Annotated in this window: 14 protein-coding genes; all 14 read left to right on the forward strand. The window is 57.3% G+C overall.

The annotated features are described in order from the left end of the window. The first annotated feature begins 28 nt into the window (after positions 1-28). The 14 genes from KJZ99_00070 (at position 29) to KJZ99_00135 (ending at position 13,464) form a co-directional block, all read left to right on the forward strand. Entirely contained in the window at positions 29-1,663 is a 1,635-nt protein-coding gene (locus KJZ99_00070; protein MCL4304295.1) for a hypothetical protein, read from the forward strand. Positions 1,664-1,762: 99 nt separating this feature from the next. Beyond that, positions 1,763-2,257, forward strand: coding sequence for a hypothetical protein (locus KJZ99_00075; protein ID MCL4304296.1), 495 nt, complete (start codon positions 1,763-1,765; stop codon positions 2,255-2,257). Between the two features lie 28 nt (positions 2,258-2,285). Continuing rightward, on the forward strand, positions 2,286-3,110 hold the full coding sequence (locus KJZ99_00080; protein ID MCL4304297.1) for a hypothetical protein: 825 nt from the start codon (positions 2,286-2,288) through the stop codon (positions 3,108-3,110). Continuing rightward, complete coding sequence (locus KJZ99_00085) at positions 3,107-3,613, forward strand: hypothetical protein (GenBank protein ID MCL4304298.1); 507 nt, start codon at positions 3,107-3,109, stop codon at positions 3,611-3,613. The genes KJZ99_00080 and KJZ99_00085 overlap by 4 nt, the downstream gene beginning before the upstream one ends. Before the next feature lie 25 nt (positions 3,614-3,638). Further along, entirely contained in the window at positions 3,639-3,827 is a 189-nt protein-coding gene (locus KJZ99_00090) for a hypothetical protein (GenBank protein MCL4304299.1), read from the forward strand. Positions 3,828-3,898: 71 nt separating this feature from the next. Beyond that, positions 3,899-4,897: a hypothetical protein gene (locus tag KJZ99_00095; GenBank protein MCL4304300.1), complete on the forward strand. Its 999-nt coding sequence runs from the start codon at positions 3,899-3,901 to the stop codon at positions 4,895-4,897. Positions 4,898-4,916: 19 nt separating this feature from the next. Then, a complete protein-coding gene (locus KJZ99_00100) occupies positions 4,917-5,435 on the forward strand; it encodes a hypothetical protein (protein MCL4304301.1) in 519 nt (172 codons plus the stop codon). 14 nt (positions 5,436-5,449) lie between these two features. Continuing rightward, entirely contained in the window at positions 5,450-5,722 is a 273-nt protein-coding gene (locus tag KJZ99_00105; GenBank protein MCL4304302.1) for a hypothetical protein, read from the forward strand. Then, positions 5,719-6,753 (forward strand): hypothetical protein, encoded by a 1,035-nt coding sequence (locus KJZ99_00110; GenBank protein ID MCL4304303.1) that lies wholly within the window; start codon positions 5,719-5,721, stop codon positions 6,751-6,753. The genes KJZ99_00105 and KJZ99_00110 overlap by 4 nt, the downstream gene beginning before the upstream one ends. A gap of 7 nt (positions 6,754-6,760) precedes the next feature. Then, the gene (locus KJZ99_00115) at positions 6,761-10,009 is read left to right on the forward strand and encodes a phage tail tape measure protein (protein ID MCL4304304.1); all 3,249 of its coding nucleotides are present in this window, start codon (positions 6,761-6,763) and stop codon (positions 10,007-10,009) included. Beyond that, positions 10,009-10,266: a hypothetical protein gene (locus KJZ99_00120; protein MCL4304305.1), complete on the forward strand. Its 258-nt coding sequence runs from the start codon at positions 10,009-10,011 to the stop codon at positions 10,264-10,266. Before KJZ99_00115 ends, KJZ99_00120 begins: the two co-directional genes overlap by 1 nt. Further along, positions 10,259-10,786 (forward strand): hypothetical protein, encoded by a 528-nt coding sequence (locus KJZ99_00125; protein MCL4304306.1) that lies wholly within the window; start codon positions 10,259-10,261, stop codon positions 10,784-10,786. The genes KJZ99_00120 and KJZ99_00125 overlap by 8 nt, the downstream gene beginning before the upstream one ends. Next, positions 10,787-11,956, forward strand: coding sequence for a hypothetical protein (locus tag KJZ99_00130; protein ID MCL4304307.1), 1,170 nt, complete (start codon positions 10,787-10,789; stop codon positions 11,954-11,956). Next, on the forward strand, positions 11,956-13,464 hold the full coding sequence (locus KJZ99_00135; protein MCL4304308.1) for a hypothetical protein: 1,509 nt from the start codon (positions 11,956-11,958) through the stop codon (positions 13,462-13,464). The genes KJZ99_00130 and KJZ99_00135 overlap by 1 nt, the downstream gene beginning before the upstream one ends.

Here is a 13,464-nt window from a genome sequence, read left to right on the forward strand (position 1 = left end):
AAAACAACAGATATAAGGGGATAGAGAGATGGGAAAGAATGCAGGGAATAGCGGTTTGCGGATGGGTCACCGCGAGCGACGTGCTGCAGCGCAAGTTCCGTTGCGGACAGTGGAGTTGCCGCCGCGATTTTTGAATGCGGACAATGGCGGCTTGAAGGTCGATATTGTGGAGCAGGCGATGGAGTTTGCTCGGGAGGAGTTTCAGCTTGCGCACAAGCGTCCGATGTCGCACTGGGAGGAGTATCAGGCTTACAGCCGGATTCAATTCGAGGTTGAGAACGGGTTTGACCCGACGACTCCTGAAGTTGTGAATGCGGAGACGGGGGAGCGAGTGCGACTGGACTCGGTGATGCTGTCGGACATCAGGACGTCTGGTCCGCGGGATCCGTTGTATCGCGGGAGGGATGTTTCACTGTCGACGCCGTTGGGTGTGAATCAGGGGAATACGGCGGGGGACCGTGCGGTGGTGACGGCTCCGGTGGATGATGGTTTGCTGGGTCGGGCGTCGGCGGTGATGCCGATTGCGCTACTTGCGGAGATTTTGCGTTTACGCGGACGGAAGCGTTCGCATACGTGGTTGTCCCAGCCCGGACCGGCTCCGGATTTGACATTTCGACTGCCATTGGTGACATCGTCGGCGGAGTCGAAGGGATTTGACGCGGACGCGCGCGGGAAGTTGTCCACGCTGAAGTCGGGGATTGTTCCGCGAGCGGAAGGCGGGATTGGATACGAAGTCGGGGTGGATGTGGACTTTTTCGATTTCATGTCGTGCGGCTACATGTTTCATTGTCCGACGTCTTGGGAGTTGATGGCGTCACGCGGCGGGCGGATGCTGCGTCTGGAGAACATGGGCAACGAGCACATGATGGAGTTGATGGATTTGGTGGACGACCACGACACGATTTTAGGGTTGTTCACGGCATTGACGAAGGGATACGTTCGCTATCGTCAGTCGGCCGCATGGGACGTTGCGACGCGCGAGGTTGCTCGCGGCAAGGCGCGCTATATTACGACGAATGCGCTGAAGTACTGGTGGTGGTTTGACCAGACTGGCGGACAGTTTTACACACCGCACGCAGGTGCTAACTATCTGAAGTATGCGAACGCGTCGGCGGTGACGAGCGGATTTTTCGGAACGTCCCCGGTTCCGCATCCGATCTTCAAGGTGTTGTACGCGTTGGCGGCCTTGCTGGACGACCGGAATCAGCCGCTTGAGGCGGCATCCTTCCCGCGTGACTTGTTGATGCAATTGGGGGCGGACGAGAAGCATCAGAACAAGCTGTACGAGACGGGCGACGATGTTCGGTTCACGGGAGATCCGGGCTATGTGGGAACGATCCGTTTGCCGGGGAGCGGCGAGCGTGTAGCGATTATAAAGCAGGCGGCGGGTTCTGTTCCGTTGGCATCGATCGGGACGGCCGATACGTCGGCATTGTATCCGCAGGGGTTGGTGATTGGTGGATCGGTGGGTCGGGCGATGGTTCACAAGACGGTATGGGCGCCGACGTTGACGGTTGAGAAGGAGTACAAGCTGAATGCGAGCGACGTGACGCGTCCGACGGGCCGGAATGTGGCGACGTTGTACAATTTGCGTTGCATTGAGCCGTTTGACTTGGAGTCGGTGGCGATGATTCAGGTGATGGACGGAGCGCCGGGCGCATAGGAGTCATCAGGGGCACTCAGGGGGTCCGGCCGTATCATGGCTGCGTCCGGACTCCCGTCCTTGATAAGAAGGTGAAACAGTCAGAAAGGAGAGTGATCCGTGAAGCGGATGTGGTGGATAGTCTTGTTGGTGCTGATGCTTCAGATTCCGTCATTGGCGCAGGTATGGGGATCTCCGCAGCAGCCGGCGGTGAGCCGCGCGTATTTTTCGGCGAAGGTGATTTATCCGACGACGATTTCGATTTTCGACACGTTGGTGAACGGGGATACGTTGACGTCGGCGGGGATCGTGGTGGAGCATTTGCTTGGGAATTTCGGATTTCGGTTGGAATACGACTCGGTGGCGAGTTCGGCACCTCCGGATTCTGTGACGTTGTTTGTGGATTATCAGTTGAGTCCGAAGCATGCCCGGGCGGGCTATGCGAGACAGTTTATGCGGACGGCTGCACAGTTTACGGCATTTCGTAATTATTGGTCCCATAAGTGGGATTGGTCGGCGTTGGGCGAGAAGCCGTATAAGATTTGGGTTCGGGTGATTGCGTACGAGGGGACCACCTCGAAGGCAAACGCGACGGTCGAGTTGGTAAACTGGTAAGGTAGAGTTTGACTTGGAAGAGGACAGCATGGCCCTTGAGTCGAGGTTTCTGCGGTTGCGGGAAGTGATTCGTGACGAGTTAAACGGATTTGACTTGGACACGGACGGTCAGGTGTCGTTGATTCAGGCGGCTTTGACGGCGTTTGGCGGGTCAATCAGTGGGGGCCGGTTGGTTCCGCTGGAGATTGACATCAATTTTCGGGCGATGGACCGCGGGAATTTTCGATTGGTAGAGAATGCCGTGTTGGACGACAGTTTGAAGGTGGCGGATAGCGGAGCGGGAGCGGCGGTGGTAGAGACATTGCCGATCCCGCTGTCCGGCCGTCCGTTGTTGTTGAGGTTTTCACGTGATTTGGAGTCGGAGTCTCAGGATGGTCCCGGCGAGTTTGATTTTTATTTGGATGCGCATCCGGATTATCCGGAGGCGGGGAGTTTGTGGAGTGCCGGGACGGGTGGATCATTGACGTGGGATACGGAGATTTATGTGGACGCGTATCCGGCGGATCATTTGGTGATTCGGATTTCTGTGACAGGGAATCAGAAGTTGGGATCGGTGAAGTGCCGCGTGTTGTTTGGGGGGTTTTTGACGGACGACAGTTTGATATTTCCCATAGCATGGATGGGATGTTCGATATTTCACCGTAGGCGATTAAGTTCGGGGAACAAGAACCGGTTATCGGTGGAGCAGATGCAGGAGTTGCGGATGTTGTCTGACATGTACCGGAAGGACGCATTGGGGAAGTTATTGGGGGATACACAGCAATCTTCCGGGGCTGGTCAGGCGACTGGACCGGTTCAGGTTGCTGGTTATCACAATCCGTATCGGGACGAGATATTGTCCGGGTCTGAATGAAGCTGCACGAGTATCATGGTCGTTCGCAGCGATGGTCTTTGCTGCGGTGGTTGTATTACCGTCACTATCAGACGGGATACTTGTTCAGTCCGGAGACAGCGGGGACGTCGGAGTTGGTGAATTTCCAGATAGACATGGATTTGGGTCCGACGTTGACGAAGCCGGGGTTTGTGTGTGATCAGGTGTTGGTTCAGCCTCGGGGGTTGGTATTAGGTCGGAGTTTACGGCAGCGGAACTTGCGGCTGATCTATTTTCCGAATTTTTGGGCGGAGGATTCGGACGATTTTGTGAATCCGGTGGAGGAAGTGGATCGGTTTGTGGATACGGCGGGGAAGGAGTTGTTGTCAGGTGTCTGGATTGAGTATTGGGACTATCATGATTTATCCTCTCCGCGGCGTGTTCCGGCGTATGATTTTCGGGTGAAGGGGGTGGGAGTGGAGCGGGTGGATGGCGAGGAGGGCGCTCGGGATTATGCAATGGTTGTGAACTTGGAGATATTTTAACCGAGATAAAGGACAGGAGCAGGCGATGAAGGTTGTGAAGTTTAGTTGGCCGGAGAAGCTTGGCGAGGTTCAGGTTGGGCGGTTGTTGTTCGAGAAGAAGGGTCCGACGCTGGAGCTTTTGGAGGAGCATGCGGAGGCTTATCGGTCGGCCTTGTTGTCGGCGGGATTCAAGGAGCTTGGGCCGCAGGAGTCTGCGAAGCCGAAGGGCGAGTAGTTTCAGGGAAGTCAGGTCAACAAGAAGTCACTCAGATAGAAGGGCGGTAAGAGATGTTTACGAGAGATCCCATGCGGATCGTGGCGACGCTTCCGGAGACGACGTACGCCATACTGTTTCCGTATCAGAATTCGACGAGCGAGGAGACGGACATAGCGAACGCGGACGCGGAGTTATTGACGCGGTTTTTGGGTTTGAACGCGACGTGGCAGGCGTTCAACGGGGGTGTTCGCGAGACGGAGGCGACGGGGGGGATTACGGATGTGGTGGTTGGTGACGGCACGAAGTATCCGACGGGGACGGGGTATACGTCGTTGGCGACGGACACGGTGATTGTGATGGCGGCAGCGTGGGAGGGTTCGGCATCGGTTCGGAAGTTTTTGCCGATCGTGGAATACAATGGCGAGCCGGTTCCGTGGGACGATATTTCTCACTTGGGGGACGGCTACACGGCATCGGATCGCGTGATTATTTTGGACAACACAAACGGGGATTATCCGCATACGGATGATGCGAATTACCGGGTGACATTTATCCCGATGCCGTTGCCATTGGCGGGGATGAGTCCGGGCGCGGTGGATTTGCCGGTGTCTGAGGTGTCGTCGAAGATATTGTCTGTATCGGGGACGATATTGAAGCGGAAGACGAATGACGGGGAGTCTTCGTCGGTGACGTTGACGGCGTTGCGGAATATAGGCCGGATTCGCGTGGCGAACGGCGCGACGGGCGCCGCGGCGGAGATCGTGAATGATCCGGGCGACGATTTCATGCGTGCGATTTACGGGTCGAACTGGACGCCGGGCGGTAAGAACCGGAAGGGGTATCTGGCTTCGGACCGGTCGTTGTGTTTGTGTGTGGTGGAGTTGAACAATGAATATCCGGAGTTTACGGCATCGGCGGCGGCGGCGGGTCAAGTGTGGGCGAAGCTGACGCTTCACTATGGCGGATCGATCACGTCACACGATTCATTGGCGAACATGGAAGGGGATTCGACGGATAACATCGAGCAGCCGGTGCAGTTTCAGTTCACGTCTGTTTGGGAGCGTTCGTTGTTGACGCTTTCGAGTTAAACAAGGAGGCGGGGATTAGATGAAGGAAACGATTAGTGCGGTATTGCGTCGGATTGCGAGTTCCGGCGAGCGGGAGTTTGTTCCGGAGAGTGTTTCGCGTGCGGGGATGGAGTTGGTGTTTCGGGTGAAACCGGTGAGTGCGGCGGATCAGATGGCGATTCGGCAGTATACGAGTGAGCGACCGTTGACGACGATTACAGAGGTGGAAGAGCAGGAGATGCAGAAAGAGAAGGGAGGTCTTCCTCCGGATCGTCGGGTTCGGGTGTTTCACGAGTTTGCGGATGCGGAATACGCGATCGGGAGTTTCAAGATTCGGCGGTTGATACGTCCGCCGGCTGAATTGTCCGAGTTGTGGGAGTGGGGTCCTCCCAGTGGGAATGAGTATGTGTATCAGGACCGATCGGGGGATCCCTTTGAGGAGATGACGAGCGAATTGCGGAAGGAGTTGTTGTTTCGGGTCGAGCAATCCTTGCAAGGATCGTCATTGTTCGACAAAGTAGTTCCGGCGGAGGTGGAGGAGGCGGTGGGAAAATCATAGCCCGGACGACTCAGGTGTTTCGGGCATGGCAGATCGCGCGGGCGTCGGGCGGCACGCGGCACTGGATAGAGGTATTATACGGGGTTCGTCCGGGCTATACGACGGTGCTTGAGGAGCGGTTGACGTATCAGTTGATGTTGGAGGAGCAGCGTCAGATCGAGATGAGCGCGAAGGTTGCGAAGAAGGAGAAGGTATTGAACGCGGCGAACGCGGACGGGTTTTATCTGCACGAGAGCGGCCGGTACTGGGTGATCGGTTTCAAGTGGCGGGTGAGGATTGAGTTATGAGTTTTGAGATCATCATTGACCGGAGTTCTGTTCGTCGGGCACGGGTGGAGCTGCGTCGGCGGGTGGTTCGTGCGAACGGATCGGCGCGGCAGGTTTTGCGTCGGAGGTTTGTGGAGGTTCGTCAGGCGGCATCGGACATAGCTCCGGTTGCGCGGGGGGTTTTTCGGCGGAGTTTGACGGTGGAATCGCGGAGTCTGGGATCTGGCGAGTTTGAGATAGCGGTAGGGACTCGTCGGACAGGGAATCAGCATGAGGTGGACATAGAGCAGGGCGGTCATATCAACGAGCCGCACCGCGACATGGAGCGGCATGTTCACGGACCGTTTGGATGTGGGAGTGGGCGAGATGGTGGTTGGGGGGATGACACGGAGCCGGTGAACTATGCGATGATGTTTTCATTGGGTGTGAATCCGCGGGCGGGGTGGCAGCCGTTGGGGAAGGCGTTGCGGCAGGTGTTGGGGAATGTGGTGGACGGGTCATCTGCTTCGCGGTTTATGAAGGGTCGAAAGAACGTCTACCGGAGCAGTCAGGGGCTTGTTTCGAGCGGTGGCGGGAAACTATTTCAGGAGATCTACTCGATGTTGCGAAAGATGGTGACGGTAATTGTGTTGGGGATATTGTTGACGGGGGCGGTGTCGGCGCAGACGTACAAGGAGACGCCGCGGACGATTTTCGCGGCAGATACGTCGTTGTCGGCGGGGAATTGGATACGGTCTTTGCCGCAGCCGATAGTGACGGGGAATTCGGTATTAGGCTTGTTCGACCTGCATTTGTGGGTCAGCGTGTCGGCTCCGGAATCGTTAGTGTGTTATGCGGAGGTTGGATTTGACACGTCGGCGATGGGGGTTCAGCGATTAGCGACGGGTGATACGTTGTGGGTAATTTCACCGGAAGCGACATTGAACGACAGCGGATACACGCAGTGGGAGATCCCGGTGCGATCGGGTCACTGGTACCGGTTGTGTTTTCAGGAGCGGGGCACCTCAACGGCGAAGCTAAACGCGACGAAGACGAAGGTTGTCCGGAAATAGGGTTGCGATGTCAGATCTGAGCATACTGTACCGGTTGAAGCTGGCGGACACGTCGGAGGCGGAAGCACGTTCCGCCTTTTCGCGATTGTATGGCGAGCAGGTTCGGGCGTTGCGAACGCAGCGTCCAATCGTGGCTCAGTTGACGAGCGAGCGGGACCGGTATTTGTTATCGGCTCAGAAGATTGCGGCGGCGGAGCAGACGATTTTGAAGACGTTGCTGGCGCAGCGGGCGGCGTTGCAGTTGGCAGGGACGGGTGGGAAGGGAGTGCGGGATCCTCTGGGGAAGCGGTTGGGAGGTGCTCGGGGGGGCGGGGTGACGGACATGGGGGATTTATTGGGGAGTTTTACGACGTTAGAGGGGGTTGCCGGTCGGTTCACGAGTTTATTTGCGGGTCAGATCGGGACGTTGTATGCGTTCAATTTGGCGATGGAGTTGGTGACGGGTTCGATTCGGGGGATGGTGTCGGCTCAGTCGGAATTAATGAGCGCGACGGCGAAGTTGTCGGTGGTATTAGAGCCGACATTTGGTCGGATAGAAGATGATTTGAAGCAGTTGGAGTATCGATCCCGGCAGTGGTCGCGGGCGTTTGGTCAGAGCGCGGCGGAGATATTGGAGTCACAGTATTCGTTGGCAGCGGCGGGATTGCGGTCCGAGGAGATCTTGCGGGCGTTGCCGGGGACGGCGTTGCTGGCGGCGGCCGGATTCATATCATTGGCGGAATCGGCGGAGATTGTTTCGACGCAGTTTCAGGTGTTCAAGCAGGAGGGGTTGTCGGCGATCGATATTGCGAACCTAATACAGGAGACGGCAGACGAGTCTCAGGTGACGGTGGCGGAGTTGGGGAATGCAATGCGGTATGTTTCGGGAACCGCAGAGGCGTCGAATCTGACGTTTCGGGAGACGTTGGCCTTGTTGGGGACGCTGGGGACGTTGGGATTGCGTGGGTCGATTGCGGGAACCAGTTTGAATCAGGCGTTGTCTCAGATTGCCGCGAAGAAGGACAGGTTGCGGGAGTTGGGGATCGTAGTGGAGGACGTAGAGGGGCAGTTGCGTCCGTTCACGGAGGTATTGGCGGAGTTTCAGCGGGTGTTTGGTCAGGATATATCGGCGGGGGAGCAGAAGTTATTGACGGAGTTATTTGATATTCGTGGCGCGCGGGCAGTGCAGCGGTTGATCACGGATGTGACGATCTTGCCGAGGATGTTGCAGGAGTTGGAGAATTCTCAGACGTCGTTGTTTGAGAAGAGCGAGCGCGGCGCGGATACGCTGGCTGAATCGTGGCGGGTGGCGAAGAACCAGTTGGTGGATTTCGCGACGGGGACGATGGGGATCGCGCGTGGCTTGCAGGCATTTTTCGATGCGTTCACGGGTCGGAAGGGGTTGCGGACGTTAGAGACATTGACGGCATCTGCGGCGGGGGCGCAATACGAGATCGAGAAGCTGACGTCGGCCATGGATCGGGGGTCGCAGTGGGCGTTGGTCTATGCGGCGGGGTTGCAGAAAATATCGGCAAGCCTTCCGGAGGAATTACGGGAGTTGGTGGAGGCGGTGGATACGCGTCCTCAGATGTTTGACGATCCTGAGACACTGGCGGCATTGGACAGGCTGGTTGCGGGGATGCGGGAGTGGCGGTTAGAGCTTGAGCGGATTGAGGATTTGCGGTCTGGTGCGCAGCAGTTGGAGACGGCGTTTGGATTCATGCCGCGGATGGCGGTGACAGCTCGGGAGGCATCGGATTTATTGCGGGGGACGGTTGAGGAGCAGCGGAAGTTTGTGGAGAATGAGTATCGGTTACTGTTGGAGAGCTTGGGGAATTTCATGGGTCCGTTGACGCGGGACTCGAATTTTGCTGAGGATTTTTTACAGTTACAGAAGATCAGCGCGGCGTTGGGTCGGTTGGGGGATGATACGGATGCTGCGCGGGGGGATTTGACCCGTCAGTTGAAGGATGATTTGATTGGGATGGAGACGGATTTAGCGAAGGCTCGTCTCGAGTTGTTAAAGCAGACAGGCGAGCGGGATTATGAGGCACGGGCGGCGGCGATATCACGGGGGTTGTCGTTGAAGTTGGCGGCGATCGAGAGTGTGCGGGCGAAGCAGGCGGCGGCATTGAAGGAAGAGATAGCGGCGTCACGAGCGACGGGCGACGAGGCGAATGCGAAGTTGTTGGACGAGAAGTTACGGAAGTTGAATGCGATTGCGGCGATTCAGGCGGATGCGAAGCGTGAGGAGGCGCGCGGGTCGCGGGCGGATTTGAGTTTATCGCGGTTGCAGCGGGAATATGATTTACGGAGTCGGATCGGGGATTTGGAGATAGACTTAGAGCGGGAGCGTCTTGCGCCGTTGGAATTTGCGGCGAAGCAGCGGGCGAGGGAGCTTGAGAGCATTTCCGAGTTTGAGGAGTTTTTGCGGAAGAAGGTGGATTTAGAGAAGGAAGAGCGAGTCGTTGCGGACGATTTGCTGCGGATCGAGCGGTTGCGGTTTGCGATTTCAGAGGAGAAGCGGGCGGATTTGGCGCGGAAGGAAGCTGCGAAGCTGAATCAGATCAATTCAGAGCGGGTGTTGGCGGAGGCGAGGTTTTTAGCGTCTCAGGCGGGCGCGCACGAGACGCTGGTGTTGGAGAAGGACTATTGGAATAAGTGGTTGACGGCGGAAGAGCAGAAGATTCGTTCTGAGGAGGAGTTTGGGACGCGGGGGTATTATGCTCGGTTGATGGCGGCAACGGACGAGTATATTCGGAACAAGAAGCGATTGGAGACGACGGAATCCGAGTATGTGACATCGTTGCGGTTGGGCGAGGTGGCGTTGTTATCGGACGCGTTCACAGGATTAGCTCAATTGCAGAATAGTTTAGGAGAGTCCACGACGGCGGCGGCGCTGCAGAACTTCGGGCGGATCGCGGACGGTGTTGGCTCGGTGTTGACGTTGTATGACAAGTTGGCGTCTCAGACGATCAGTGGATTGGGGTTTGGGTTGGGGGTAGTGGGGATTGTCTCGTCGTTGGTGGCGGGGTTTATGGGTTCCAGACGGTCGGAGCAGGAGGATATTCGGCGGTTGGCGGAAGAATTCCGGTCAGGGGATGGGCGTTCGGTGTCGGCGGATTTTGGTCGGGCGCAGGTGATAAATGCGCGGATAGAGGTGAACGCGCAGTATCGGAGTTTGACGGCGCCGAACGCGCGGGAGCAGCAGATTTTGGTTGAGGAATTGGGTCCGGAGATTTTGGAGGAGTTGCGGAATTTGGGGGCGCGGATCTAATGGGGAAGTATCATGGAGATCCGCGGGTGCATGCTGCGGGCGGCCGGCGGGAGGTGATAGATGCGCAGGTGGAGGAGGAGCCGATGTTGGACGACGAAGCGGTTTTGCACGGTTACGGATATTGTTTTGTGCGGGTGGGTGCGCGCGGGGAGTATTTGGATTTGAGCAGTTTTTCGCAGGCTCCGCTCAGATGTTCGCTGGTGAACGGGGCGGTGCGGGTGGCGCGGCTGAAGGTAGAAGAGGATGGTCATGAGTAAAGAGTATCCGTGTGTGGAGTTTGAGATGGAGTTGGGGGTCAGTTCGCAGATGCGGGTTGGCCGGTTGATGTTTTGGACGTCAGAGGGGAACGGCGTGAGCATTCCAGCCTCGGCGGGATTGCCGGGCTGGCAGGAGGCTGGTCATTGGATGTTGAAGGGGAAGGGACCGATTCCGCCGTCGTGCGTGTTGGGTGCGGGGCGGCCGTATTTATTGAGTCTGGTGGCGGAGCAACGTCCGAACGACAAGGGGATAGAGGGGCCGTTTTACCGTATTTCGCCGAATTCGGTGCGGGTGTCGAAGGAGGTTGAGCGGAATGGATTCGGGTTTCACATGGACCGGAACGTCATCGGGTCGAGCGGTTGTATTGTGCCTGTCGAACAGGTACGCGGGCGGGATATTTATTGGAACGAGGCGGTGCTGACGTTAGGGGAATGGCGGCAGCGGACGGGGCAGCAGGTGGTTCCATTGTGGGTTCGGTATTGGGGGGATGGGGAAGTAGCGCATGTGGGGATGGCATAGATGCCGGTCTATCAAGCAGTGATGGGATTTGCACCGCGGGGCGGAGTCGGAGTATTGTCTGACCGTTCTGTGATGCGGTGGATTTTTCTGAGTGCGAACGCGGTGTTAGACCGGAGTCTGAGCGGGAGGAGTTTGGCGGGGGTGAGAGTGTTGAATTCTGGGTTGACGGAGTTGGATGTATCTCCGTCGTTGGCGCATCCGGCGGTGCATTGTTTAGACGGGCATGCGCAGACGTACTGCGAGGTGGATGCGCGGAGTTATTACGTGGAGTTGACGCTGGATACGGGGTTGTCTGGACGGAAGGAGTTTTTGTCGTTGCGGTATCCGTACGGCAGGGAGATCGAGCCGACGCTGGTGGAGTTTGCGAACGACGCGAGCGGTCCGTGGGCGACTCCGACGGGGAGCTTGACGGCAGTGAGCCGTGGGATGACGGGCGCGGTGTGGCTCTTGCCGTGGCGGGGGAGTGTGACGGAGTTTGGGTCTTTTTCCGCGGTGTCCGCTGTGGAGGGGTTGCGGTTGGAATTTGTGTCTGCGGCGTGGACGGGGAACGAGTTGGCGGGTTGGACGGCCTATCAGACGACAGGTCCGAATGTTGGGGTTGAGCGGCAGATTGTAGCGAGCGCGTCGAGTCCGAATTATTGGTATTTGACGAAGCCGTTTCCGCACAATCCGGTAGGGTATACCACATCAGCACGGCGGATTTCGGAGAATTACTTGGGGGGCAGGTATGTTCGGGTTCGGTTGCGGTTGCGGGGGAGCGCGGGTCGGGATGTCTTTCAGTTGTCGGGATTGGGGCTGCATGAGTTTTTATTTGAGTGCGTGGGGGACTTGTCTTTGCAGTTTGGGACGTGGCCGACGAATCCGTCGGCGGTGTCCGGGGAGCATGATACTGGTCTGGTTCGTCGGAGGTTGTTGAGCGGTGGGCGGCATGTGCAGTCTGTATCATCTCCGGCGGACAGGATGAATGTATCGTGGGGGGTAATGCACTCGGATCAGGTGGAGTTGTTGAAGGATCTTGGGCAGCGGGCGGAGATTTGCATTGTGGATCATCACGGGCATTTGCGGTCAGGTTACATAGAGGGTTCCGGGGGGATAGGCTGGGATGATTTGGAGCGAGCGGTAGGCCGCGGCGAAGAGCGGGCGGTTCGGATGACATTTCAGGAGGTATGATGAATCGGTTGACAGTCGGGTTGATTTTTTTGACGGTGTTTATTCCGTCGGTATTGTTTAGTCGGAACGGCCCGGCGATGTATTACGCGGACGGAGCGGTAACGGGCTTAACGATCAAGTTTGTGTCCGCGGATTCCTGCACGGGAACACCTCCGTCGGTGACGATCAATGGGGGGGTGGTGGGGCATACGCTGTCGGACATGGGGGGAGGGGCCTATTGGAAGGATATTCCGGAGGGGATGTATCATGTATTTCAGAGTTCGACGTGGAAAGCGAAGACGTATGTCATATCGGACAGCGCTCATGTGAAGCTGGCGGCGGTGGACAGTAACAACTGGGTGACGAGTGACCGGTTGGCGGGGGTGTCGGTAACGGAGTCGAAGTTGGCGGGGAATTCGGTGAGTGGGGCGAAGGTTTCGGACGGGAGTTTGAATTCGGCGGACATAGCGAACACGAGTTTGTATTGGCTGAAGCTGCATACGACGGTGAAGGGTTCGGCGGATACGACGTATGATTTAGGGGAGATGCAGACGGATTTGACGGGGATGAAGGGGAATTGGAATTCGGGGACGGATTATCATTTGGGAGCGATAGACTCAATTGTGAAGGGGTTGATCGGGACGTCGTTTTCGAGCGCGGCGTGCAGTTTGACGGTGACGGGATCGGCGGTGGGGGTGCGCGCATTCTGGTATATGAATTCGGCGGCGAATTACGACGCGGTGAATTACTACGACGTGTTTGCGGGGGAGATTCCGTATCTGCATGCAGCGGGCGCGATGGACAGTTTGTCGTATGCGACGTTGCAGACTGGGATGAACCGCGTGGCGCGGATCAGCAGTCCCGGGCGGCTGGCGCAGACGTACTTTGTGAATTGGCCGGATTCGGTGTATGTGGTGATTGTGGCGACGGACTATGCGGGGAACATGGTAAGTTCTGGTTGGAAGGTTGGGCGGAGCGGGATGGTGAGTCCGGGATTTTCGTCGGATTTGGCGGGGAATCCGTTTTATGCACAGGGCCAGAATCTGGCGGACGTGTTGACGGTGATGGGGAACGAGTTGGCGACGGTATCGGCGGTATCATCGGCGGTGTCGAAGCCGAAGATCTTGGTGTATAATTGGAATTCGACGGCGGCAGCGGGATACGATCAGGATGCGGCGGTGTACGGGATTCACCGGAGCAGTGCGGATTCAGGGGAGGGACCGAAGTATCCGATTCGGTTTGGATTTGTGAAACACCCGGGCTACACGCGGGCAACGCTGTCGGTCAAGGGGCGTATGCAGTCGATTGGGGAGAAGGGGTATGTGCAGTTGGACATGGGGGGGAATCAGTCGATCGTAACGGTTGGCGGGTTGAGCACGGCACAGGACACAACGACGAAGATGTATACGGTGACGGTGAGTTTGCTGGGGCTGACGGATGATGAAGTTTACGAGGGGAACATGTTGATTTGGGTGGGGAACACGGCGGACAGTTTGAGTGTGCATTTGCCGACGGTCTGGATGGAGTGA

Source organism: bacterium (genome assembly GCA_023382385.1).
Classification (GTDB): domain Bacteria; phylum Electryoneota; class RPQS01; order RPQS01; family RPQS01; genus JABWCQ01.